This is a genomic window from Desemzia sp. C1 (assembly GCF_020882875.1).
Taxonomy (GTDB): domain Bacteria; phylum Bacillota; class Bacilli; order Lactobacillales; family Carnobacteriaceae; genus Desemzia; species Desemzia incerta.
This window is the reverse complement of sequence record NZ_JAJIZP010000003.1, coordinates 2,506,619-2,532,069: the sequence shown is the minus strand read 5'-3', so window position 1 is coordinate 2,532,069 and position 25,451 is coordinate 2,506,619. Positions and strand designations below refer to the sequence as shown.

The window sequence follows — 25,451 nt, the reverse complement described above, 5'->3', positions numbered from 1 at the left end:
TTGAACATTGCAGAAATTCAAGAATTGATTCCAAACCGTTACCCAATTTACTTCATCGACAGAGTTGACGAAATGACTCCAGGGGAACATGTATTAGCATTAAAAAACGTGACTATCAACGAAGAAGTTTTCCAAGGCCATTTTCCAGGAGAGCCTGTATTACCAGGAGTTTACATCTTAGAGGCATTAGCTCAAGCAGGTTCGATTCCTCTATTGACATTGGACAAATTTAAAGGACAAACAGCGTATTTAGGCGGAATGAATAAAGTTAAATTCCGTAAAAAAGTTCAGCCGGGTGACCAATTGATGTTGGAAGTCCACATTGTGAAACTTAAAGATTATGCAGGAATCGGTAAAGGTGTAGCTTATGTAGACGGCAAAAAAGTTTGTGAAGCTGAATTAACTTTCATCATAGGACGTTAAGCCTATGTTGAATAAAATTCTAATTGCAAATAGAGGCGAGATCGCAGTACGTGTCATTCGTGCGTGTCAGGAAATGGGAATCAAAACTGTTGCTGTCTACTCAGAGGCGGATCGTGATGCTTTACATATGCAATTAGCTGATGAAGCGATTTGTATTGGACCGGCTAAAGCAACTGATTCTTACTTGGATATGCAATCCATATTGAGCGCTGCTGTCGTAACAAAAGCGCAAGCTATCCACCCTGGATTTGGTTTCTTATCTGAAAACAGCACGTTTGCTACGATGTGTGAAGAAATGAATATTATTTTTATTGGACCAAAACCCGTTACCATCCATCAAATGGGAGACAAAGCAAATGCTCGTGAGTTAATGATTGAGGCAGGAGTTCCTGTCATCCCTGGAAGCGATGGATTTATTCGTACGATAGAAGAAGCAAAATCCGCAGCTGAAAAATTGGGTTATCCAGTTATGTTGAAAGCCAGTGCGGGTGGTGGAGGAAAAGGCATGCGTCGAGTCGCTGATCCAAGTGAATTAGAGACCGCTTATGTCAATGCCAAATCCGAAGCGAAAGCAGCCTTTGGAAATGACGACATGTATATGGAAAAAATCATCGAACACGCACGACACATAGAAGTACAGATTCTAGCCGACAACCATGGGAATGTGATTCATTTAGGGGAACGTGATTGCTCTTTGCAACGTAAAAACCAAAAAGTCATCGAAGAGGCTCCTTCAGTGGCAATCAATGAAGAACAAAGACAGTTGCTGGGTGAAACGGCTGTTAGAGCTGCGAAATACGTAGGTTATCAGAACGCAGGAACGATAGAGTTCCTATTAGATGTAGATGGCAACTATTATTTCATGGAAATGAATACGCGTATCCAAGTAGAGCATCCCGTTACTGAAATGGCAACTGAAGTCGATATTGTTAAACAACAAATTTTGATTGCCTCAGGAGAAGTCTTGTCTCTCCAACAAAAAGATGTTAGATTAACAGGGCATACAATTGAATGTCGAATCAATGCGGAAAACCCTGCTTTTAACTTCGCTCCATCTCCTGGCAGATTAGATTATTTGCTGGTTCCGTCAGGTGGTTTGGGACTGCGAGTGGAAAGTGCCATGTATCAAGGAGCAGAGATTCCTCCATATTATGATGCCATGATCGCAAAAATCATTACCAAAGGGTCAAATCGAGAAGAAGCGATTGCAAAAATGAAACGAGCATTAGGGGAATTAGTTATCGAAGGAATCATCACAAATCAGTTTTTCCAAGAAGATTTGTTGAACGATGAGAAGTTTGTCCGTGGAGAATACGATACAAGTTATTTAGAAACTGACTTTCTGAAGCATTGGGTTCCGCGTATAGAATAAAAAACGAACCGAAGAGAGCAAGAATTTTTCCAGAGGTGATAATGTGAAACTGTTTAAAAAGAAACGAGTGTATATCCCCATTCATGTGGATCGAACACAACAAGAAGATACAACAGTTCCTGTTGTACCAAATGGAATGTTCACTAAGTGTCCTCAATGTCAAAAATCTATTTATACAAAAGATTTAGGTCATGATAAAATTTGTCCTGAATGTGGATATTCTTTTAGAATATGCGCAACAGAACGGATTGAATTGATTGCTGACGAAGGAAGTTTTGAAGAGTGGGACAAAGAAATGGCGTTATCAAACCCGCTAGATTTTCCAGGATATGAAGAAAAATGGAAACAAGCACAAGTAAAGGCGAACACAAATGAAGCCGTGGTCACAGGTAAAGCAACTATAGATGGGCATCAGACCGTTATTTGTGTAATGGATTCAACTTTCATCATGGGAAGTATGGGACAGATCGTTGGTGAAAAAATCACTCGAGCTGTAGAGCGCGCAACCGCAGAAGAACTGCCGGTAGTGATTTTTACGGCTTCCGGTGGTGCTAGAATGCAAGAAGGGATCATTTCTTTGATGCAAATGGCTAAAATCAGTGGAGCAATCGCTCAACACAATAAAGCTGGTCTGCTGTACATTACCGTCTTGACTGATCCGACTACCGGAGGAGTTACAGCTAGTTTTGCCATGCAAGGAGACATTATTTTGTCTGAACCTAGAGCATTGGTTGGATTTGCCGGAAAACGAGTGATTGAGCAAACAATCAAAGAAACTCTACCAGATGAATTCCAATTAGCTGAATCGGTTATGGAAAACGGGTTTATTGATAAAATCGTTCCACGAAACGAATTAAAAAACACGTTAGGTAAATTGTTAAAATTACACGAAAAATAAAGCTTTTAGACAGCGTTGACAAAGAAGGTGCACTTAGAAAATGAAAAAAGCTATTGATATCGTAGAACGCTCACGAAGAACCTCTCGACTAAACACTTTAGAGATCATTGCTGAGGTTTTCGAGGATTTTTTAGAGTTTCATGGAGATCGGTTATTTCGTGATGACAAAGCTATTGTTGGTGGAATCGCCACACTGAACGGTCAAGCTGTGACGGTGATCGGAAATCAAAAAGAACATGATTTGAAGGAAAATATTCGAAGAAATTTTGGTTCTGCTCATCCTGAGGGTTACCGTAAGTCCTTGCGTTTGATGAAACAAGCAGAGAAGTTCAATCGTCCAGTTATCAACTTCGTCAATACTGCAGGAGCATATTGTGGAGTGGAGGCTGAAGACAGGGGACAAGGCGAAGCTATCGCTCGAAATCTGCTTGAAATGAGCCAGTTAAAAGTACCTATTCTTTCTATTATATTGGGAGAAGGCGGCAGTGGCGGAGCCCTTGCATTAGCCATGGGAAACGAAGTATGGATGATGGAAAATTCTATGTATTCAGTATTGTCTCCTGAAGGTTTTTCTTCTATATTATGGAAAAACGCATCAAGAGCTAAAGAAGCTGCAGAAGTTATGAAATTGACGCCAGAAAATTTAATGGAGTTGTCAGTTATTGATAAGATCCTTCCAGAGTCTGAAAATGAAATCGACTTATCTAATGAAGAGATCTTGTTGACGATGAAAAAAGAGATCACAGACTTTTTAAAGAAAATGGCTCCAAAGACTTCTGAAGAATTGATTCAAGAAAGATATGAAAAATTCAGAGCTTTTTAATTGTATAGCTTATCCTATTGAGGTCAAGACAGTCGTCTTGGCCTTATCTTTTGATTTAAAATCCTTACATATGGATTAACGGAAAGATTTTTGTGTGTTAAACTGAGACTATTGAATTGAAAGTTTCTTTCAGTCATTTATACTATGATTCGGATAGACCATATAGTATTGAAAAGTAGGTGAAATATGGGAGAACGAATAGACTTTCCAAAAAATTATGAATTGTATCTGAGAAAAGCTGTCCACAAATTCCAAGAAGGAAATATGGTAGAAGCTTGCACGTATTTTGAAGAAGCTTATGCAATCAAACAAGAGTCAAGTATCAATGCCATGTATGTCTCTGCACTTTTTCAACTAGAACGATATAAAGAAGCACAAGAAATTGCAGAAGATAAACTTGAACTATATGAGAGTGATGATAGTTTATACAGCTTATATACGACTATTTTAATCAAAAACCATTCCTTTAAAGAAGCTGAACTCATTATTCAGCGAAAATTATCGCAACTGAACCAAACTGCTAACAAAGAAGTATGGCATACTGCTAAATATGTTTTAGAACACGAACAAAATAGGCACAAGCAAAATGAGAAAAAGAGAAACCAAGAGTTGTTGAAAGAAATTTTAGCGATGGGAGACAAATCTTTTGAACATCAGGCTGCTTTAATCAAACAAATGCAGGAAATGAGTAATGAGTGGTATACGCTAGGTGCTAGAAGTGTTTTGCGCAACCCTTTTGTAAATGAAATCGTAAAAACGACTGTTTTAGAGCATTTAGTAAGAGAAGGTGTCACTGAAGAATTTGAAATGTATTGGTTTGATCAACGTCGATTTGTTGTTCCAGCAGATCAATCGTCTTTAGAGGAAAATAGGCGATTTAAAGAAGTCGTTCATTTATTGAAAGAAAAGTTTGAAGATGATAATCCGACTATGTATCAAGCACTGCTGCAAGAAGTAAATCTGCATTTTCTGATGTTGTATCCTTACATTGAAGAGGTGGTAACAGACGCCAGCAAATGGTTAGGGACATGTTTTAATCAGTATGATGCTTATTTCTTGAATTTGGTCGAAAATGACCCAGATAACCAAATCATGAAAACGTGGATTCAACGATTAAATGAAGACATCGCTGCAATGATGATGGAATAACAAGGTTGATAAAAAGGTGTCGAAAGAAAGAATGAAATTTAGAAAACGTAATGTATAGCAGTTTTTATTTACAAAACCGCTTAAGTGGTGTAATATGGAAAAGTATGCAAGTCTTCAAAAGACTGTGAAAATAGAATATTTCGGAGGGTAATTTACATGACTGCAAAATGGGAAAAAAAAGGAATCAATGATGGCGTATTGTCATTTGAAATTTCAGAAGAACAAGTAAAACAAGGTATCGAAACAGCTTTCAACAAAGTGAAAGGCACTTTATCAGTACCAGGATTCCGTAAAGGGAAAGTTCCTCGCAAAGTTTTCAACAAAATGTACGGAGAAGAAGCTTTATACGAAGATGCATTGAATGCAATCTTACCAGAAGCTTACGCTGCAGCACTTGAAGAAGCAGGAATTGAACCAGTAGACCAACCAGAAATCGATGTTAAGAGCATGGAAACTGGAAAACCTTGGGAAATCGAAGCTAAAGTTACTGTTAGACCTGAAGTAACATTAGGCGACTACACTGGCCTTGAAGTACCAAAACAAGACCGTGAAGTAACTGACGAAGACGTTGTAGAAAACTTAGAAAGCAAACGCAGCGCTCAAGCAGAATTAGTTTTAAAAGAAGAAGCTGCTGAAAATGGCGATACTGTTGTTATCGATTTTGAAGGATTCAAAGACGGCGAAGCTTTTGAAGGTGGAAAAGGCGACAACTTCTCACTTGAATTAGGATCAAACTCATTTATTCCAGGATTCGAAGAGCAATTAGTAGGAACAAAAGCTGGAGACGAAGTTGAAGTTAACGTAACTTTCCCAGAAGATTACCAAGCTGAAGACTTAAAAGGTCAAGATGCTGTATTCAAAGTTAAAGTTCACAAAGTTAAAGCAAAAGAACTTCCAGAATTAGATGATGAATTTGCTAAAGATATCGACGACGAAGTTGAATCACTTGATGAATTAAAAGAAAAAGTGAAAAAACAATTAACAGAAGCTAAAAGTGCTTCAGCAGACGAAGCTGTAGAAGATGCAGCTATCCGTAAAGCTGTAGAAAACGCAACTATCGAAGAAATCCCTCATGCAATGGTTCATGACGAAGTTCACCGTCAAATGGAATCATTCTTGAACAACATGCAACAACAAGGTGTATCTCCTGAAATGTACTACCAAATTACTGGTACTACAGAACAAGATCTACACAAACAAATGGAAGTTGATGCAGAATTCAGAACTAAAACAAACTTAGTTTTAGAAGCTATCGTTGAAAAAGAAAACTTTGATCCTTCAGAAGAAGAAGTTGAAGAAGAAATCAAGAACTTAGCTGAAGAATATGGTATGGAAGCAGATGCTGTAAGAAATGCTTTGACTCCTGACATGTTAAAACACGACATTTCATTGAAAAAAGCGATCGACTTGATCACTTCTACAGCAGTAGAAAAATAATTGCTTTAATCAGCCAGGCTCAACAAAAATGAATTGTAAAAAATAACATTTTGTTGAACAAGTCCGACTTTAGCAACGATCTAAGTAAAGTAAACTTGGTAGGTTAAGGGGCTAGACCATAAGTATTGTGGTCTGGTCCCTTTCTTACTTAAAAGAGTCCATTAGGTAGCAATATTTTGATATATATGCTATCATTTAACAAGTTTGAATGTTATATTATGAAGAAAATAGTAACAGGAAACAGAATAGAGGTGTATGGTAACATGTTTAATGATGAAGAAACAAGTGGTGTAGTTAGTTGTTCATTCTGTGGGAAAACTCAAGATCAAGTGAAGAAAATCGTTGCAGGACCTGGAGTATACATCTGTAATGAATGTATTGACTTATGTAAAGAAATCATAGACGAAGAATTTAGTGAAACAGGTTATGGGGAATTTTTAGAAGTTCCAAAACCTCAAGAAATTCAACAAATTTTAAACGAATATGTGATTGGACAGGAACAAGCGAAAAAATCGTTGTCTGTTGCAGTATACAATCACTATAAACGTGTCAATCATATGGGCGAAAGCGAAGAAGGCGGAGTTGAGCTTCAAAAGAGCAATATCAGCTTGATTGGTCCTACTGGATCAGGGAAAACATTCCTTGCTCAAACACTGGCTCGTATTTTAAATGTTCCATTTGCTATCGCGGACGCAACTAGTCTAACTGAAGCAGGATATGTTGGAGAAGATGTGGAAAATATTCTACTGAAACTTTTGCAGTCTGCAGACTTTGATGTAGAACGTGCTGAAAAAGGAATCATTTATATCGATGAAATCGATAAAATAGCTCGTAAGAGTGAAAACGTGTCTATTACGCGTGATGTGTCAGGTGAAGGTGTACAACAAGCCTTGCTGAAAATCTTGGAAGGTACGGTAGCAAGTATTCCTCCTCAAGGTGGAAGAAAACACCCTCAACAAGAATTCATCCAATTAGATACTACAAACATTTTATTCATCGTTGGTGGAGCGTTTGATGGAATTGAATCAATCGTTAAAAATCGTTTAGGCGAAAAAGTAATCGGTTTTGGTTCTTCTAAGAAAAAATTTGATGAATCTAAATCTGTGATGCAACAAATCATTCCTGAAGACTTATTGAAATTTGGGTTGATTCCTGAATTTATTGGTCGTTTGCCTATCATGGCAGCACTTGAGAAGTTGACAGAAGATGATTTGATCCACATTCTAACAGAACCTAAAAACGCTTTGGTAAAACAATACAAGAAATTACTAGAGTTGGATGATGTTGAGCTTGAATTCGAGCCTGAAGCTTTACGTGAGATCGCTAAATTAGCTATTGAACGCAACACAGGTGCTCGTGGTTTACGTTCAATTATCGAAACACTTATGTTAGAGATCATGTTTGACTTACCAAGTCGTCCAGAAGTATCTAAATGTGTCATCACTAAGGGCGCAGTTGAAGACACTTCAAACGCTGTTTTTTATGATGTCGAAGGAAAAAAAGTCGTTTAAAAATGAACTAAGTGCATGAAAAGAGACTCGGCCGAAAAGAGGCAGAGTCTCTTCTTTTTTTGAAGATTTGAAAGAAATATACATACTGGATATTTTACAATTGTGTTACAAATATCTCTTTTTTGTGTTCGCAAAAACGAAAACAGAGATTTAACCGTTATATTTTAATATCAGTTATGTTAGAATAGAAAATGGATTTAAGAAAGAATTCGTTTAGTCAGTTGCTAACTGGCTTTATAAACCCAATAGACAAGTGAAATTGCTAAACCCTTTTTGAGTGGAATAAATGGACTAGCCCCTAAAAAGTTATTACAGTGATTTAAAAAGAGGACGTGGAAAACACTATGAAAGTAAATCGTGCGGAATTTATCATCAGCGCAGTTTCACCAGCGCAATACCCGAATACCAATCTTCCAGAAATTGCTTTAGCAGGAAGATCAAACGTAGGAAAATCTTCATTCATCAATAAAATGACTAACAGAAAGAATCTTGCACGAACTTCAAGTAAACCAGGAAAAACTCAGACATTGAACTACTATAAAATTGAAGATAAATTTTATTTTGTAGATGTACCTGGATATGGTTATGCAAAAGTTTCTAAAACAGAAAGAGCTAAGTGGGGAGAAATGCTGGAAACCTACTTTACTAAAAGAGAAACATTAAAAGCGGCTGTTTGTGTAGTCGACTTCAGACACCCGCCAACACAAGACGATATCCAAATGTACAACTTCTTGAAATACTACAATGTGCCTGTTTTAGTTTTAGCAACAAAAGCAGATAAGATACCAAAAAGCAAATGGAATAAACATGAAAAAATTGCAAGAGAAGCATTAGATCTAGATCCTTCTGACAGGTTGATTGTTTTTTCTTCAGAATTAGGTACGGGAATAGACAAAGTATGGAACTATATAGAATCTATTATTTAACTAAGTCGATTTGAGTTTACCGGCTTAAACCTGCAACTAACAGTAACTCACGAACTAGGGATAAAAGAACAAAAGGATGATAAACATTGAAAATCTTACTTTATGGTGTTAGTCATCATTATGCACCAATTGAAATTAGAGAAAATTATGCAGTGGAAGATATTAGTGTGGCTAAACAGCTGGCTGATATCCACGCTTTCTCTGGCGTAGAAGAAGTGGCTATATTAACAACTTGTAATCGTACAGAATATTATATGTATGTAGATCCTGATTCATTTAAACATGGCGAGTTACTTCACTACTTAGCAGATTACACAGGATACGATGTTACTGAAGTGATCTCTACGACGTATGGTAAATCAAATTTAAGTGCAGCGACGCATTTATTTAACGTTACTTCAGGTTTGGATTCCTCTATTATTGGAGAAAGCCAAATCCTTGGGCAAGTCAAATCGGCTTACCAAACTGCACAAGAGTCTGAGACCGTTGGACCTATTTTGAGTTCGTTATTCAATAAAGCTATTGCGTTCTCTAAAAAGATGCATACGGAAACTAAAATTGATCAAGTATCACGCGACGCAGCATCAGCTGCAGTGCAGTTGTTTAAACAAGAATGGAAAGATTTCTCTGACAGACGCTTTTTGATCATCGGTGCTGGCAAAATGGCGCAATCAGCTGCAAGAGCTTTGGTTTATCAAGGAGCTGAATCGATTACACTAGCGAGTCGTGATTACGACAAAACAAGTGAAGTGGTTGGGAAGTTGAATGAATGGGCAAATGCTTTAAAAACGAATGAAATGAGCATACGTACTTTCCACACGGGAGATTACGCTCATTTACCAATGTATTTAGCGAAAGCAGACGGAGTCATCGCGGCCACTAAGTCCACTGAAGTCATCGTGACGGAAGATGTTATCAAAAAAATGAATGATATTCGTTTTTCAAAGAAAAAACAATTGATGATGGATCTTGCTGTTCCTCGAAACATAGAGATGGACTTGGAGAAAGATGAGCATATCCTTCTTTTTGATATGGATCGAATTGGTAACGAATTAAAATCGACTACCAAACTGCAAGAGAAAGAATTGAATCACATCAAAACGGAAATGGAAGAAGCTATCTACCAATTCAACTTTTGGTTTAAAGAGCGCAAATCGGTTCCGTATCTTGAAGAGTTCAGCAAGAAAAACAGCCAGTTAAGAGAAACGGTCATGCAAAGTTTAGTGAACAAATTGCCTGAATTGACGGAGCGCGAAACAGCGGTCATTGAAAAACACATGCAAAGTATCGTCAATCAAATGGCTAAAAAACCGATTCAGGCTTTAAAAGACATCACTAAAACCGATTCATCAGAAAAAGCAGATAGAGAATTGAAACAATTTGCTGTTCAAATGGGAATTATTGAAAAAGAGGTCCCAGCTGAAGAAGCAACACCAGAAGAAAATGAACTACCTGCTAGTACAAAGTTTAGTTTTGAGAGAAAAGAGGTTTTTCAGTATGAGAAACACCACTAAATCAGAATCCATCTTTCAAAAGTCGATTGATTTAATGCCAGGAGGCGTCAGCAGCCCTGTTAGAGCATTCAAATCAGTCGATGTTCCGCCTATTGTAATGGAAAAAGGAAAAGGCAGCCATATTTTTGATGTTGACGGCAATGAATACATTGATTATGTATTGTCTTGGGGTCCATTGATCTTAGGTCATGCAAATCCAACTGTGGTTAAAAGTATCCAAGAGGCTGCTGCATTAGGAACTAGTTTTGGAACATTGACGGAAATGGAAACGACCCTTGCTGAGCTGGTGATTGAAAGAGTTCCTTCTATCGAGATGGTCCGATTCGTAAACTCTGGTACAGAAGCTACCATGAGTGCATTGCGCTTGGCTCGAGGGTACACTAAGCGAGATAAAATCATTAAATTAGAAGGCAGCTACCACGGGCATGATGATTCTCTATTGGTAAAAGTTGGTTCAGGAGTTGCTACGCTGGGGCTGCCTGATTCACCAGGTGTTCCAAAAAATACAACTTCTAATACTTATGTAGCGCCTTATAACGATTTAAATGCCATTAAAGAGTTGTTTGCTGCATATCCGGGAGAATTTGCGGCTGTCATCATGGAGCCTGTCGCTGGAAATATGGGTGTCATTCCTCCTGTAGATGGATTTCTTGAAGGGTTGCGTGAAATCACTCTTCAAGGTGGGGCATTGTTGATCTTTGATGAAGTCATGTCTGGATTCCGTGTCGGTTACCATAGTGCACAAGGTCATTATGGAGTTACTCCAGACATTACTTGTCTTGGGAAAGTAATTGGCGGAGGCGTACCTGTAGGAGCTTATGGCGGGAGAAAAGAAATCATGGAACACATGGCTCCAGCCGGACAAATCTATCAGGCAGGCACTTTATCAGGAAATCCAATTGCCATGGCATCGGGCATTGCTACATTATCTCAACTCAAAAAAGCAGATTATGCACATTTTGAAAGTTTAAGCAATCAACTAAAAGAAGGCATAGAAGCTTTAAGTGAAAAATACTGTATTGATATTACAGTCAATCAAGCAGGAAGTATGATTGGAATGTTCTTTACAAAAGGTCCTGTAACAAACTATCAACAAAGTAAAGCCAGCGATACAGTTTTCTTTTCCAACTATTATAGAGAAATGGCGGACAGAGGTGTTTTCTTGCCTCCTTCTCAATTTGAAGGATTGTTCTTGTCTACAGAACATACAAAAATGGATATTGAAAAGACATTGGCAGCAATGGATGAAAGTTTTGCAGTTTTAACTCAATAATGAACTTCGCTTAAAAAAAGCATGGAGAAATCTCCATGCTTTTTTTATACACATTTTTTTATACATTAATAAGCAAAATAAAGTGTATAAAAACGTTTTTATATGTATAAATTGCAAATATTTTAAATAAATATTGCATAAATATCCTCCGTTTGTTAAGATATCTATAATATTTATGAATAAGTTATTCAGGAGGAAAATAATGAAGAATAAAAAAGGTTTATTGATGTTGTTTTACATACTCACTATGTTTTTATCTTTAGGCTTGAACGCAAGCTCAGCTCATGCGGAAGAAGTCGTGAGCGACTCTTCACTAGAAGAAATCAAAGAAAAAGGTGTACTGGTCATTGGGACAAGTGCAGACTTTCCGCCTTATGAATTCCATGCAACGATTGATGGAAAAGATACAATCGTTGGGATGGATATTGAAATCGCTAAGAAAATCGCAGAGGATATTGGAGTAGAACTGGAAATCAAAGATATGCAATTTGATAGTTTGATTCCGGCGTTGGAAACCAATAATATCGATATGATTTTAGCAGGAATGTCGGCTACAAAAGAAAGACAAGTCAGTGTCGACTTCAGCGATCCCTATTATTTTGCTACACAAAACATTGTGATAAGAGCAGAAGACGAAGAGTTGTATGCATCGAAAAAGGACTTCAGCGGAAAAGTGATCGGCGCTCAAATGGGAAGCTTGCAAGAAACACTGGCCAAAAGTGAAATGACGGATTCGGAATTGATCACATTAGGGCAAACAACTGAGCTATTGTTATCATTAAAAACGGGGAAATTGGATGCTGTAGTTATGGAAGGGCCTAATGCTTTGGCTTTTACAGGAAACGATGAGTCGCTAATTACTTTCGAAGGTGGTTTTGAAGGCGGCGAGACAGATGGAACAGCTATCGCAATGCGAAAAGGCGCAGATACACTAGTTGCAGCGGTGAATGAGTCATTGGCAGAAATCAAAGAACAAGACTTGATTCCGGGTTATTTAGCAGAAATAGGGAAACACCTTGAGACCGCTCCAACAGAAGGGGAAACTGAAGCAGAAAAAGGTTCTATTTTAGACTATTGGTCTTATTTTTTAGAGGGTACAGGGAATACGATTTTTATTTCTGTCGTTAGTGTATTGTTTGGTTCGTTGATTGGCGGATTGTTGGCGCTGATCAGAATTGGAGATAACAAGTTCTTGCGTTTCTTCGCTACAGCTTACGTAGAATTTGTGCGTGGGACACCGATGTTGATTCAAGTGATGTTCATTTATTTTGCGGTTGGTTACCTGATCAATATCCCAGCATTATTGGCAGGGATCATTGCTGTTTCTTTAAACAGCGGAGCCTATGTGTGTGAAATCATCCGGTCAGGATTGGCCTCAGTTCCAAAAGGACAAATTGAAGCTGCTCGAAGCTTAGGGATGAGTAAAAAGACAGCTATGAGACACATTATTTTCCCTCAAGCATTGAAAAATATTTGGCCGGCTTTAGGAAGTGAATTTGTAACGATCATTAAAGAAAGTTCTATTGTATCAGTTATCGGAGTCAGTGAATTGATTTTCCAAACTCGTGTAGTAACATCGGTATCTTATAGAGGGATTGCTCCGTTAGCGGTCAGTATGGTCATTTACTTTATTTTGACGTTCAGCTTAACGAAACTATTGAATTACTATGAAGGGAAGATGGCGCATGATTAAGATCCAGCATTTAGCTAAATCGTTTAAAGACAACGAAGTATTAAAAGATATCAATGAAGAAATTAAACAAGGGGAGGTCGTTGTGATTATTGGACCTTCCGGTTCTGGCAAAAGCACGTTGCTACGTTGTTTGAATTTGCTGGAAATGCCTTCTAAAGGAGAAGTCGTCTTTGAAGGAACTTCCCTGACTGGATTGAAAGAAGAAAAACTGAATCATTTGAGAGAAAAAATGGGGATGGTTTTTCAAAACTTCAACTTATTTCCGCACAAGACGGTATTGGAGAACATGAAAATCGCTCCTATGAAAGTCAAAAATGAAGCAGAGCCTGTTGCAGAGTCGACAGCCATCAAGTTATTGAGAAAAGTTGGATTGGAAGAGAAAGCTCATATGTATCCAAACAGTCTATCAGGCGGTCAGCAGCAACGAGTCGCTATCGCTCGAGCATTAGCAATGGACCCTGATGTAATGCTTTTTGACGAACCGACCAGTGCACTTGACCCAGAAATGGTTGGGGAAGTGTTAGGTGTTATTCAAGATTTAGCTGAATCAGGCATGACCATGGTAGTTGTCACGCACGAAATGGGTTTTGCAAAAAAAGTAGCCGACCGTGTTTTATTTATGGATGCAGGTTACATTGTAGAACAAGGAACGCCGGAACAAATCTTTAATTCTCCGGTTAATGAACGGACACAAGACTTTCTAGCAAAAGTTTTATAAAAAAAGATTTATGGGTCTTATGATAAACGTCCTCTGATGTAACAGATCAGAGGACGTTTATTTGTCGAATGAAGCTTTATCTCACTTGTTTGATGGACAAAATGGTAAAATCAAAGTACAATTAAGCGTGAATGTAGAAGAATCTTTCAAAGTTGGTTAAGGTTCAAACAGAGAATCCAGAAGTTTTTCAGAAAAAAAGAAAAACTTCATCAATATATAGAATTATTCTAGTCTCAATCAATTGAGGAGGAAATTAAGTATGTCAATGTTTTTAGATCAAGTCAAAATTAATGTTAAAGCCGGTGACGGCGGGAATGGAATGGTTTCGTTCCGTCGTGAAAAATATGTGCCGGATGGTGGACCTTCAGGTGGTGACGGCGGGAATGGCGGAAACATCATTTTTATCGTCGATGAAGGATTACGTACCTTATTAGATTTTCGTTTTAATCGTCATTTTAAAGCTCCACATGGAGAAAACGGAATGACTAAAGGAATGCACGGTAGAGGAGCAAAAGATCTAACCGTTAAAGTTCCACCAGGTACTGTAGTGAAAAATGCTGAAACGGGAAGAGTATTAGGCGATTTGATTGAAGATGGCCAAACATTAGTAGTCGCTAAAGGTGGGCGTGGAGGACGTGGGAATATCCGTTTTGCTACTCCTAGAAACCCAGCTCCAGAAATTGCTGAAAATGGCGAACCTGGACAAGAATTCGAAATTGAAATGGAATTAAAAGTACTGGCTGACGTAGGGTTAGTTGGTTTCCCTTCAGTAGGTAAATCAACATTGCTTTCCGTTGTTTCTTCAGCTAGACCAAAAATTGGCGCTTACCACTTTACAACCCTGGTTCCTAATTTAGGGATGGTTCGTACAGAAGATGGTCGCAGTTTTGTTATGGCAGATATGCCTGGTCTGATTGAAGGTGCTTCTCAAGGTGTCGGTCTGGGAATCCAGTTCTTAAGACATATTGAAAGAACGCGTGTGTTGCTGCATATCATAGATATGAGCGGAAGTGAAGGACGCGACCCTTACGACGATTTCCAAGTGATTAATAAAGAATTGGAATCATATAACTTGCGCCTGTTAGAACGACCACAAATCATTGTAGCAAACAAAATGGATATGCCTGAATCCGAAGAGAATTTAAAAGCATTCAGAAAAAAAATCCAAGAGTTGAAAGAAAATGAATATGACGAAGATATCGCTATTTTCCCAATTTCATCTGTAACCCACAAAGGGATCAACGCGTTGATGAGCAAAACAGCTGATCTGCTGGAAAATACACAACCATTCCCTGTTTACGATGAGATCGAGGAAGAGGAAGAATCTGTTCTTTACAAATATACACCAGAAGAGAAACCATATACCTTGACGAGAGAGCCGGACGCATCTTGGACATTAGGCGGAGCTAAATTAATCAAACTCTTCCAAATGACCAACTTTGATCACGATGAATCAGCATTGCGTTTTGCCCGTCAGTTAAGATCTATGGGTGTGGATGCTGAGTTAAGAGAGCGTGGCGCTAAAAATGGCGATATCGTTCGCATGAAAGATCAAGAATTTGAATTTGAGTACTTGGAATAAGACTGGTTGATATTGAGGGTCAGATTTTCATAGCTCAAAAAGATTAGGATGGACGATATGGAATTATTATTTTTAGGAACAGGTTCAGGGGTTCCTTCAAAACAACGCAACGTGACCAGTATTGCTTTAAAGTTGTTGGATGAAAGAAATTCAGTATGGTTGTTTGATTGTGGAGAAGGTACTCAACAACAAATATTAAACACAACATTAAAACCTAGAAAAATAGAAAAGATTTTTATTACCCACTTACACGGAGACCATATTTATGGTCTCCCGGGTTTGTTGGCGAGCAGAGCGTTTCAAGGAGGAGACGGACCTTTAACGATTTATGGTCCTCCAGGAATTGAGCGGTTTGTGCGGACAACGTTAAAAATCAGCGGGACCTATTTAAAGTATGCCTTGAAATTTCATGAAATTCAGCAAGAAGGCATCGTTTTTCAAGATAAACAATTTACTGTCAGCTGCAAGGAATTGAATCACGGAATCCAATCTTTCGGATACAGAATTGAAGAAGCCAGTCACCAAGGTACGCTTCAAGCGGATAAACTGAAAGAAGCAGGTATTCCATTTGGTCCGCTTTTTGGAAAATTAAAAAATGGCGAAACGGTTACTTTAGAAGATGGTCGCGTTTTTAATGGAAAAGATTTTATTGGAGAACCTCACGAAGGAAGAATCGTAACGATTTTAGGGGATACCAAAAAAACAAAAAACAGCGTACTTTTGGCTGAGAACGCGGATGTATTGGTGCATGAAAGTACTTTTGACCATAAAAGCCGCCAATTAGCAAAAGAGTATAATCATTCTACCAATGTTGAGGCTGCAGAAACAGCTAAAGAAGCAAACGTTAAACGTCTGTTGCTGACTCACATCAGTGCTCGCTTTTTAGCGAATGATGTTCATTTATTGGAAAAAGAAGCTCAAAAGATTTTTCCTCACACTAAAGTCATGAAAGATTTTAGCGAAGTAGAAATACCGCTTAAGAAAGACCAAAATCAAGTGTAAAGGGGCTATTGATGTGAAAACTACTAACCATTTACAAGATAAGGTTGTTTTTATTACGGGGGCATCTTCCGGATTGGGAGAACAAATCGCCTATGAAGCAGCTTTAAAAGGCGCGACTGTTGTAGTTGCTGCTCGTAGTTTAGATAAACTAAAGGTAGTGAAAGAAAATTGTGAAAAAATTTCTGGGAAAAAAGCGTATTTATTTTCTTTAGATATTGCAGATCCAGAAGAAATCGAAGCTACGTTCAATGAGATCATTGAAACAGTTGGACCCATAGATGTGTTGATCAACAACGCTGGATTTGGACATTTTGAAAGTGTATTGACAACGGATATGAGCATTGCTGAAGATATGTTCCGCGTAAATGTGCTAGGATTAATGTATACTTCTCAATTAGCCGCTATACATATGGCTGATCGTAAAACAGGACACATCATAAACATCGCTTCAATGGCAGGCAAAATGGCTACACCTAAATCGACTATTTATTCAGCCAGCAAGTTTGCTGTTATCGGATACACGAACGCTTTACGTTTAGAGTTGAAACCTTTATCTATTCAAGTAACTACTGTCAATTTGGGTCCAGTTAAAACATCTTTCTTCGATAAAGCGGATAAAAATGGAGATTATTTGGAAAAAGTAGATAAGTTAGTGTTAGATCCTAAAGAAGTCGCTTATAAAGTGGTAAAAATGATTGGATCCTCTAAGCGTGAATTGAACCTTCCGAAATCAATGGAGATTGCTAGTCGTTTTTACACTTTATTCCCAACAGCTGGAGATTATTTGGCTACAACGTTGTTTGATAAAAAATAAAAAACTTTAATGTGAGGAGTTTTTGCAGATGAAAAGACAATGGACAACAATCATAGCGTTAGTATTGGTCATTTTGATTGCTGCTTTTGCAGTTATGAATACGGAATTGGTACCAGTAAATTTTGCGTTCGCTGTAGCTTCTTGGCCGCTTATTATGGTCATTTTAGGTTCACTGCTGATTGGTGCTTTGATTGCCGTTTTGATTTCTACAGGCACGATTATGCATGATCGTAAGGAAATCAAGCAGTTGAAAAAAGAAATTGAGGCTTCAAAGTCTAAACAACAAGAAGAAATCTCACAAATCCATAAAGAGCATGAAAAAGAATTAAGTGAAAAAAACAATCAGATCCAACAATTGAAAGCCCAGTTAACGGCAACAGATGCTCAAACAGTCAAAATAGACTAGGCTATTGAGCTTTTTAAAAGCAGGGGTATCAGTGAATTGAAAACTACTTTGAAAGTTAGCAAGGAATCCAAAATTCAAAGTAGTTTTTTCACTTTCATCATCTAGTTCTAATAACTAATTTGTCTAGTTATATAGAATGTGTTAAAATAAATTATCTTTTAAAAAAGGATATGAAAAAATGACGTATAATGAAGAGTTAATGCAGTGGACTGCGGACGTTGAAAAGTATCATTTGCCTAGATGGGATGATTTACCGGATATTGATTTATACATGGATCAAGTGATTACGTTGATTGAAAATTATTTGATGATTTTTAATCCGACACACGATAAGAAGATCATTACGTCTTCAATGGTGAACAACTATGTAAAATTAAAAGTGATTCCTAAGCCCGTTAAGAAAAAGTATACTAAGAAGCACTTGGCGTACTTGATTGCGATCTCCATTCTTAAACAAGTCATCACCATTCCTGAAGTGAGAGACGGAATTGTTTATCAAGCTTCCGTGAGCGGCATCAGGGAAGCTTATAATTTATTCTGCTGCGAACAAGAATATGCTTTAAAAGCGGTTGCATCTCGTATTGGAGAAACAGAGCTGTTACCGTTGATGAAAGATGATACCGACGAAAAAACGATGCTGGTACGAAATGCCACGCTAGCAGTTGCTACAAAAATTGCTACAGAAAAATTGGTAGCTTCGTTAAGCGTTGTCAACAGTCAAGAAAGTCAAAATAAGTAATTAATGGAGGACGATTAGAAAAATGAAGAATGAAAAAATTGCTTTTCTAGTTGATTCAGGATCAGATGTTCCGCAAAATGTTTTGGAACAAGGAAATATGAAAGTGATCCCGTTGAAAATCATTTATAAAGACGGCGAATACACCGATAAAGTGGATATTCAACCGGAAGAGTTATACGACCGCTTAAAAGAAGAGATCCCTAAAACGTCTTTACCTGATGGGGAAACCATTAAAAATATGCTAAACGAGATTAAAGCAGAGGGATATACTAAAGTTATCGCTATTACGATTTCAAGCGGATTAAGCGGAACAAACAACATGGTGCGCTTAATGGCTGAAGAAGTAGAGGATTTAGATGTATTTGTCCTAGACACGAAAAACGTAGGGATCGGCAGCGGTCTGCACGCTGTACAAGCGTTGTCTTACGTGGAAGCAGGGATGGATTGGGAAACCATTAAACAAAAACTTCAAGATGGAATCGAAAAAATCAAGATTCATTTCTATGTCGATACGTTAGAGTATTTGCAAAAGGGTGGAAGAATTGGTTTGGTTTCATCACTTGTTGGAAACCTATTGAATCTAAAACCGGTTATTTCGTGTAATGATGATGGAATTTATTATACTGTAACTAAAGCTAGAGGAAGTAAAAAAGGGATTCAAAAAACGATCGACTGCTCTATCGAGTTCGCGAACAAAGCTAAAAAGTACGATGTAGCTGTTTGCTATGCTGGAACAGAAACGAAAAAAATTATCGATACAATCGCTGAAACAATGAAAGAAATGTTGCCGAATATCCGTGATTTTTACTATGAAACCCTCAGTCCTGCATTGGGTGTGCATACAGGACCTGGATTGATCGGTATTGCGATAAGTCAATTAGAAGATTAAGCAGTGTCAAGACTGTAAAGAGACAGGGAGTAGCCTTGTTCTTTTTACAGTTTTTTTATTTGATCGTAAAGCTTTCCTGCTCACTCTTCTATCAATCAAACCGCTAATTTGATATACTGATAGAGTTGGGAGTGAAGACTGTGATTAAAGCTCGTATGAAATGGAAATTAGTAAATGAAGAACAACATAAACCGCTCATTAAAGAACTAGCTGAACAACTGTCTTATTCGCCGTTGTTTATTTCGCTGTGTCTGCAAAGAGGGTTAGACACCGAAGAGAAAATAAAAAGTTTTATTCAACCTACAGAAGAAGGCATACACGATCCTTTTTTGATGCATGACATGGAACGGGCAGTTGAACGCATCATGATGGCAGTAGAAAACGGAGATAAAATCATTATTTATGGAGATTATGATGCAGATGGTGTGACAAGTACGTCTGTATTGTTGGAAACTCTTGAAATGATTGGGGCAAACGTGGATTTCTATATTCCGAATCGCTTTACAGATGGATATGGGCCTAACACAAAAGCTTTTAAAAAGTTGATCCAAGAAGGCTGCCAGTTGATTGTTACTTGCGACAATGGGGTCTCAGGACATGAAGCGATTCAAAAAGCGAATGAATTGGGTGTAGATGTCATCGTGACGGATCACCATGAATTACCTGAGCAGCTGCCACAAGCATTTGCTGTGGTTCATCCGCGTCACCCTGAAGGCCATTATCCATTTGGAGACTTAGCAGGTGTAGGAGTGGCTTTTAAAGTAGCTACTGCTTTGCTGGGTGAAATGCCTGTAGAGTTATTGGATTTGGTCGCTATAGGAACGATTGCCGATTTAGTTTCTTTACGAGACGAGAACAGAGTCCTAGCTATGCAAGGAATCGAAGCATTGAAACAAACACAACGCATAGGCTTAAATGCGTTGTATGAGATCGCTAATGTGAATAAAAACGATTTAAGTGAAGAATCCGTCGGGTTTATTATAGGACCTAGACTAAATGCACCTGGACGACTAGGCGATGCTTCGCCGGCTGTAAAATTATTGACCACATTTGATGACAGTGAAGCCCAATCGATTGCTCAGTTCATTCAATCAAAAAATGAAGAGCGACAAAAATACGTTAAGCAAATCACCGATGAAGCGTTTGACATGTTGGAAGAAATCGATACAGAAACCAATGTTTATGTACTAGCGAAAGAAGGATGGCATGAAGGCGTATTAGGAATCGTAGCCAGCAAAGTTGTTGGGAAGACCGGTAAGCCTACGATTGTTTTAAACATCGATCAAGCAAATGGAACGGCTAAAGGTTCGGGCAGAAGTGTACAAGCCTTTCATCTGTATGAAGCATTAGATACTGTGCGCCCATTAACAGCAGCTTTTGGCGGTCATCACATGGCTGCAGGACTAACTGTACCGCTGGAAAACATTGAGAAAATTCAAGCGAAATTAAATGAATATGCAGTTACACAGCAAGTGGCTGGAGAAATGGGAGAAGAAGTCCAAATCGATAAGGTGCTTGAGATAAGTGATTTAACGGTTGATGCAATTGAAGAAATCAATCAGTTAGCCCCATTTGGCACCGATAATCCAAAACCGACTTTTTTATTGGATGATGTTGAAGTTCAATCGATTCGAAAAATCGGAGCGGATGGTACGCATTTGAAGATGTCTGTGCAACTTGATCAATACCTTTTAGACAGTATTGGTTTCGGGTTTGGGGAGTTAGTAGATAAGATTCCTGAGAAAACCATGTTGTCTACTATCGGAAAATTGGAGATCAATGAGTGGAACGGAGCAAGAAAATTGCAATTCCGAGTGGAAGATGTAGCTGTAAAAGGGATTCAATGCTTTGATTATCGTGGAACTCAGATACCGGAAACTCTATGGAAGAATGAGCAAGCAGATTTTGTGTTTTTTGATCCTGAAAATCATATGCGTTTCAAGGATAAAATCCATCATTCCAGTAAGAGCCACAATGTTCAAACTCGAAAAGAAGCTAAAGAATTCAAAATGGAAAATAAACATCTTGTACTGGTCGACTGTCCACCATCTATGACGATGCTTTCGTTAGTGCTGGAAGACAATCAGCTGGAGAATATTTCCTATTCTTTTTATAGTTCATCTAATGACTATTTAGAAGGAATGCCGAGTAGAGAAAAGTTCGCTGAAACGTATAAGTTTATTCGTTCTCATCAAAACATTGATGTAAAAAATCAACTGTCAATTTTAGCGAAGACATTAAATATCAAAGAAAATCGATTAATTTTCATTATACAGGTGTTTTTTGAAGTCGGATTTGTTAAAATAGACAATGGACTTTTAAATCAAATCGAAAACCCTGAGAAAAAAGATTTGACTCAAGCCCTAACTTATCAAAAGAAATTGCAACGAATTAGTGCAGAAGAAAAATTAGTGTATAGTCACTCCTGGGAAGTAGATAAGTGGCTATTGCAACAATTATCCACTGGCGAATAATATACTTATTCGACTAGTGAACGGAGGACAAACGAAAATGGATTTAAAAAATTATATTGCTGATGTAGAAAACTTTCCTGAAGAAGGAATCATCTTCAGAGATATCTCACCACTAATGGCGGATGGCGAAGCTTATCGTTACGCAACTAACGAAATCGTGAAATACGCTAAAGATAAAGGCGTAGAAATGATTGTTGGACCTGAAGCACGTGGATTTATCGTAGGATGCCCAGTTGCTTATGAACTAGGAATCGGATTTGCTCCTGCTAGAAAAAAAGGGAAACTTCCTCGCGAAACAGTAGAAGTGAACTATGGTTTAGAATATGGACAAGATACATTACAATTACACAAAGACAGCATTCGACCTGGACAAAAAGTTTTAGTGTGTGATGATTTATTGGCTACAGGCGGAACGATTGCTGCTACTATTGAATTGATCGAGTCATTAGGCGGAGTAGTTGTAGGAACAGCGTTCATCGTTGAATTGAAAGACTTGAAAGGCCGCGATAAAATCAAAGGCTATGATATTTTAGCACTTGCTGAATATTAAGATAAAAACAAAAAAATAACCTCGAGAGCTGTTCAAACAGTTCTCGAGGTAATTTTTTTAGAAAATGGATTAAGATACATGGCTGCGGTATAAACCAACCACTTTTCCTAAAATGGTTACTTCATCCAATAGAATAGGGCTCATAGAATCGTTTTCTGGTTGAAGTCTGTAATGATCTTTCTCTACGAAAAATCGTTTGCAGGTTGCTTCATCTTCAGTAGTCATTGCGATAACGATGTCTCCGTTGTCTGCACTGGACTGCTTTCTGACGATCACTTCGTCTCCATCAAGAATACCTGCATTGATCATGCTTTCTCCTCGAATGGTCAACATAAACAATGCGCCATTTTCGTATTCTAAGCTTGGAGGGATAGGGAAGAAGTCTGTTGCCTCTTCTACAGCTAAAATAGGTTCACCGGCTGTAACCGTTCCTAATAGCGGAATTTTATTCATTCCCACTCCTAATTGAGTCAATCCTTCAACGGTTAATTCGATTGTTCTTGGTTTACTAGGGTCACGTTGGATGTAACCATTTTTTTCCAAACGAGATAAATGTCCATGGACTGTTGATGTTGAAGACAATGAAACGGCTTGTCCTATTTCTCGAACTGTTGGCGGGAAGCCTTTTTCTTTTACTTGTTCATAAATATATTGCAGTACTTCTAGTTGTCTGGATGCTGGCGTTTTTTTCATAATAGGATACACCTCAATTCTTATTTACTCTTGTTGATAGAATAGCACAAATAGAAACGTTTTTCAAACAAACGTTCGCCTTTTAAACAAAGAAATGAAATAAAAGACAAAAAAATCTGCGCATTGTTTTTATAAAGCTCTTTTTCATACACAAATAGGACAATAAAGGCTGAAATATAGCTGTGTTTTTGGTATATTGGGTAAGTAAAAGAAAGGATGAATAAAATGTTGCCAAAAGATCAAATCAAACGAATCAATGAATTAGCAAAAAAATCTAAAACTTCTGAAGGGTTGACCATGTCAGAACAAGTAGAGCAAAAACAATTACGTGAAGCTTATCTAGAAGCTTTTAGAGGCGGTATGAGAAACCACATAGAAGGTATGAAAGTCATGGATGAAGAAGGAAATGATGTAACGCCTGAAAAAGTGAAAAAAATTCAAAAAGACAAAGGTTTGCACGGCAGATAAATTTAATGCAAAAAGTTCACCATTTAAGTGTAAAAAATGGTATGATATAAAAGTAATGTAAGCATTTTATTTAGTTTGAAAATTGAAAGGAATGATATTTTTTGTTCGATAAAGTAGATCAATTAGCTGTAGATACCATTCGTACGTTAAGTATTGACGGAGTGCAAAAAGCCAACTCCGGACACCCTGGTTTACCAATGGGTGCTGCACCAATGACATATGTTTTATGGAGCAGACATTTAAAAGCAAATCCTAAAAATTCTCACTGGGTAGATCGTGACCGTTTTGTTCTTTCTGCTGGACACGGTTCTATGATGTTATACAGCATGCTTCACTTAGCTGGATACAAAGTGTCGATTGATGATTTGAAAAATTTCCGTCAGTGGGAAAGCAACACTCCAGGACATCCTGAAGTTCATTATACTGATGGTGTTGAAGCTACAACTGGTCCACTTGGACAAGGTATCGCAAATAGTGTAGGTATGGCGATGGCTGAAGCTCATTTAGCGGCTACTTACAATAAAGAAAATCATACGATTGTTGACCATTATACTTACGCTTTATGCGGTGATGGCGACTTGATGGAAGGTGTTTCTGCTGAAGCAGCAAGTTTAGCAGGACACCTTAAATTAGGTAAATTGATCGTTTTATATGATTCCAATGACATCTCATTAGATGGACCGACATCTAAATCATTTACAGAAAACGTTGGTCAACGATTTGAAGCTTACGGATGGGAACACATCTTGGTAAAAGATGGAAACGATTTGGAAGAAGTTAATGCAGCTATAGAGAAAGCAAAAGCTAATCCTGATCAACCATCATTGATTGAAGTGAAAACTGTTATCGGCTTCGGTTCTCCGGGCGCTGGTTCACATAAAGTCCATGGTGCTCCATTAGGTATCGAAGGCGTTGAAGCAACGAAAAAGGCTTACGGATGGGAAGGCGAGGACTTCTATGTACCAATGGAAGCACAAGCTCGTTTTGAAGAAATGATCGTAGATCCTGGTGCGGAAGCTGAAGAAAAATGGAATAAAGCATTCGAAGCTTATCGTCAAGAATTCCCTGAACTAGCTCAACAATTTGAAGCTGGATTCAATGGCGAGTTACCAGAAGGATGGGACAAAGATTTACCTGTATATGAAGAAGGAGACGCAGCAGCAGCTTCTCGTAAAACAAGCAGTCAAGTATTGAATGCAATCGCTAAAAATGTTCCTAACTTATGGGGCGGTTCAGCAGACTTGTCTTCTTCAAACAACACAATGATTGATGGAGTAGCCGATTACGAAGCTGGTCAATACGAAGGACGCAATATCTGGTATGGTGTTCGTGAATTCGCTATGACGGCAGCGGCAAATGGAATCCAACTTCACGGAGGAACGAAGACTTATGTAGGAACGTTCTTCGTCTTTACAGACTACTTGAGAGCAGCAGTTCGTTTAGCAGCGATTTCTAAATTGCCTGTAACTTACGTGTTTACACATGATTCTGTAGCTGTTGGAGAAGATGGCCCAACTCATGAACCAGTTGAGCACTTGTCAAGCTTACGCAGTATGCCTAACTTAACTGTTCTTCGTCCAGCTGATGGAAATGAAGTAGCAGCGGCTTGGGAAATTGCGATGAAATCAACAGATCACCCGACAATGCTTGTGTTGAGTCGTCAAGACTTGCCAGTATTGCCAAAAACGAAAGAATTAGCTCGCGAGAACATCCAAAAAGGTGCTTATGTCCTTTCTCCTCAAGATGGTGAAAAACCTGAAGGTATCTTGATTGCTACAGGTTCTGAAGTTGCCTTAGCTTTGGAAGCTCAAAAAGAGTTGAAAGCACAAGGAAAAGACGTTTCAGTTGTATCTATGCCAAGTATGGATCTATTTGAAAAACAAAGTGCTGAATACAAAGAAAGTGTTCTTCCAAGAGAAATCCGTAAACGTGTATCAATTGAAATGGGAGCTACATTTGGTTGGGAACGTTATGTAGGTCTTGACGGAGCTACAATCGGTATCGACAAATATGGAGCTAGTGCTCCAGGCGCAACTGTAATCAAAAACTACGGTTTTACTACGCAAAACGTTGTAGAAACATTTAATAATCTATAAA

Annotated in this window: 23 protein-coding genes; 22 read left to right on the top strand and 1 reads right to left on the bottom strand. The window is 38.2% G+C overall.

Annotated features, from left to right (window positions below; translation table 11 throughout):
* The 20 genes from fabZ to LMF32_RS12540 all read left to right on the top strand — a co-directional run bounded on the left by fabZ (position 1) and on the right by LMF32_RS12540 (position 22,193).
* Entirely contained in the window at positions 1-423 is a 423-nt protein-coding gene (gene fabZ, locus LMF32_RS12635; protein ID WP_188204759.1) for a 3-hydroxyacyl-ACP dehydratase FabZ, read from the top strand.
* Positions 424-427: 4 nt separating this feature from the next.
* A complete protein-coding gene (locus tag LMF32_RS12630) occupies positions 428-1,795 on the top strand; it encodes an acetyl-CoA carboxylase biotin carboxylase subunit (RefSeq protein ID WP_230524971.1) in 1,368 nt (455 codons plus the stop codon).
* Between the two features lie 43 nt (positions 1,796-1,838).
* Positions 1,839-2,693, top strand: coding sequence for an acetyl-CoA carboxylase, carboxyltransferase subunit beta (gene accD / locus LMF32_RS12625; protein ID WP_230524970.1), 855 nt, complete (start codon positions 1,839-1,841; stop codon positions 2,691-2,693).
* Positions 2,694-2,733: 40 nt separating this feature from the next.
* Complete coding sequence (locus tag LMF32_RS12620; RefSeq protein ID WP_230524969.1) at positions 2,734-3,516, top strand: acetyl-CoA carboxylase carboxyltransferase subunit alpha; 783 nt, start codon at positions 2,734-2,736, stop codon at positions 3,514-3,516.
* A 186-nt stretch (positions 3,517-3,702) separates the two neighbouring features.
* Positions 3,703-4,665, top strand: a complete 963-nt coding sequence (locus LMF32_RS12615; RefSeq protein ID WP_230524968.1) for a tetratricopeptide repeat protein — start codon at positions 3,703-3,705, stop codon at positions 4,663-4,665.
* Positions 4,666-4,821: 156 nt separating this feature from the next.
* Positions 4,822-6,102 (top strand): trigger factor, encoded by a 1,281-nt coding sequence (gene tig / locus LMF32_RS12610; protein WP_230524967.1) that lies wholly within the window; start codon positions 4,822-4,824, stop codon positions 6,100-6,102.
* 263 nt (positions 6,103-6,365) lie between these two features.
* Positions 6,366-7,613, top strand: a complete 1,248-nt coding sequence (gene clpX, locus LMF32_RS12605) for an ATP-dependent protease ATP-binding subunit ClpX (RefSeq protein ID WP_092480976.1) — start codon at positions 6,366-6,368, stop codon at positions 7,611-7,613.
* Positions 7,614-7,957: 344 nt separating this feature from the next.
* The gene (yihA, locus tag LMF32_RS12600) at positions 7,958-8,539 is read left to right on the top strand and encodes a ribosome biogenesis GTP-binding protein YihA/YsxC (RefSeq protein WP_188204734.1); all 582 of its coding nucleotides are present in this window, start codon (positions 7,958-7,960) and stop codon (positions 8,537-8,539) included.
* An 86-nt stretch (positions 8,540-8,625) separates the two neighbouring features.
* Positions 8,626-10,053 (top strand): glutamyl-tRNA reductase, encoded by a 1,428-nt coding sequence (gene hemA, locus LMF32_RS12595; RefSeq protein ID WP_230524966.1) that lies wholly within the window; start codon positions 8,626-8,628, stop codon positions 10,051-10,053.
* Positions 10,037-11,326 (top strand): glutamate-1-semialdehyde 2,1-aminomutase, encoded by a 1,290-nt coding sequence (hemL, locus tag LMF32_RS12590; RefSeq protein WP_230524965.1) that lies wholly within the window; start codon positions 10,037-10,039, stop codon positions 11,324-11,326. Before hemA ends, hemL begins: the two co-directional genes overlap by 17 nt.
* Positions 11,327-11,528: 202 nt before the next feature.
* A complete protein-coding gene (locus LMF32_RS12585; protein WP_230524964.1) occupies positions 11,529-13,019 on the top strand; it encodes an ABC transporter substrate-binding protein/permease in 1,491 nt (496 codons plus the stop codon).
* Complete coding sequence (locus tag LMF32_RS12580; RefSeq protein WP_092479915.1) at positions 13,012-13,737, top strand: amino acid ABC transporter ATP-binding protein; 726 nt, start codon at positions 13,012-13,014, stop codon at positions 13,735-13,737. The genes LMF32_RS12585 and LMF32_RS12580 overlap by 8 nt, the downstream gene beginning before the upstream one ends.
* Before the next feature lie 259 nt (positions 13,738-13,996).
* The gene (gene obgE / locus LMF32_RS12575; protein WP_317450558.1) at positions 13,997-15,319 is read left to right on the top strand and encodes a GTPase ObgE; all 1,323 of its coding nucleotides are present in this window, start codon (positions 13,997-13,999) and stop codon (positions 15,317-15,319) included.
* A 57-nt stretch (positions 15,320-15,376) separates the two neighbouring features.
* Positions 15,377-16,321 carry a ribonuclease Z gene (rnz, locus tag LMF32_RS12570; RefSeq protein ID WP_092479916.1) on the top strand — a complete coding sequence of 315 codons (945 nt, stop codon included), beginning with the start codon at positions 15,377-15,379 and terminating at the stop codon, positions 16,319-16,321.
* 13 nt (positions 16,322-16,334) lie between these two features.
* Positions 16,335-17,135, top strand: coding sequence for an SDR family oxidoreductase (locus LMF32_RS12565; protein ID WP_230524963.1), 801 nt, complete (start codon positions 16,335-16,337; stop codon positions 17,133-17,135).
* A gap of 28 nt (positions 17,136-17,163) precedes the next feature.
* Positions 17,164-17,541: a lipopolysaccharide assembly protein LapA domain-containing protein gene (locus tag LMF32_RS12560; protein ID WP_230524962.1), complete on the top strand. Its 378-nt coding sequence runs from the start codon at positions 17,164-17,166 to the stop codon at positions 17,539-17,541.
* A 178-nt stretch (positions 17,542-17,719) separates the two neighbouring features.
* Positions 17,720-18,280, top strand: coding sequence for a DUF1836 domain-containing protein (locus LMF32_RS12555; protein WP_230524961.1), 561 nt, complete (start codon positions 17,720-17,722; stop codon positions 18,278-18,280).
* A 22-nt stretch (positions 18,281-18,302) separates the two neighbouring features.
* A complete protein-coding gene (locus tag LMF32_RS12550; RefSeq protein ID WP_230524960.1) occupies positions 18,303-19,169 on the top strand; it encodes a DegV family protein in 867 nt (288 codons plus the stop codon).
* Between the two features lie 140 nt (positions 19,170-19,309).
* Positions 19,310-21,643 carry a single-stranded-DNA-specific exonuclease RecJ gene (gene recJ / locus LMF32_RS12545; RefSeq protein ID WP_230524959.1) on the top strand — a complete coding sequence of 778 codons (2,334 nt, stop codon included), beginning with the start codon at positions 19,310-19,312 and terminating at the stop codon, positions 21,641-21,643.
* A 37-nt stretch (positions 21,644-21,680) separates the two neighbouring features.
* Positions 21,681-22,193, top strand: a complete 513-nt coding sequence (locus tag LMF32_RS12540) for an adenine phosphoribosyltransferase (protein ID WP_188204741.1) — start codon at positions 21,681-21,683, stop codon at positions 22,191-22,193.
* Between the two features lie 69 nt (positions 22,194-22,262).
* On the opposite strand, the gene lexA is transcribed toward LMF32_RS12540, so the two are convergent.
* A complete protein-coding gene (lexA, locus tag LMF32_RS12535) occupies positions 22,263-22,886 on the bottom strand; it encodes a transcriptional repressor LexA (protein ID WP_230524958.1) in 624 nt (207 codons plus the stop codon).
* A 225-nt stretch (positions 22,887-23,111) separates the two neighbouring features.
* On the opposite strand from lexA, the gene LMF32_RS12530 reads away from it, so the two are divergent.
* Positions 23,112-23,354, top strand: coding sequence for a DUF896 family protein (locus LMF32_RS12530; protein WP_092479924.1), 243 nt, complete (start codon positions 23,112-23,114; stop codon positions 23,352-23,354).
* A 101-nt stretch (positions 23,355-23,455) separates the two neighbouring features.
* Positions 23,456-25,450, top strand: a complete 1,995-nt coding sequence (gene tkt, locus LMF32_RS12525; protein WP_230524957.1) for a transketolase — start codon at positions 23,456-23,458, stop codon at positions 25,448-25,450.
* Position 25,451 lies beyond the last annotated feature (1 nt).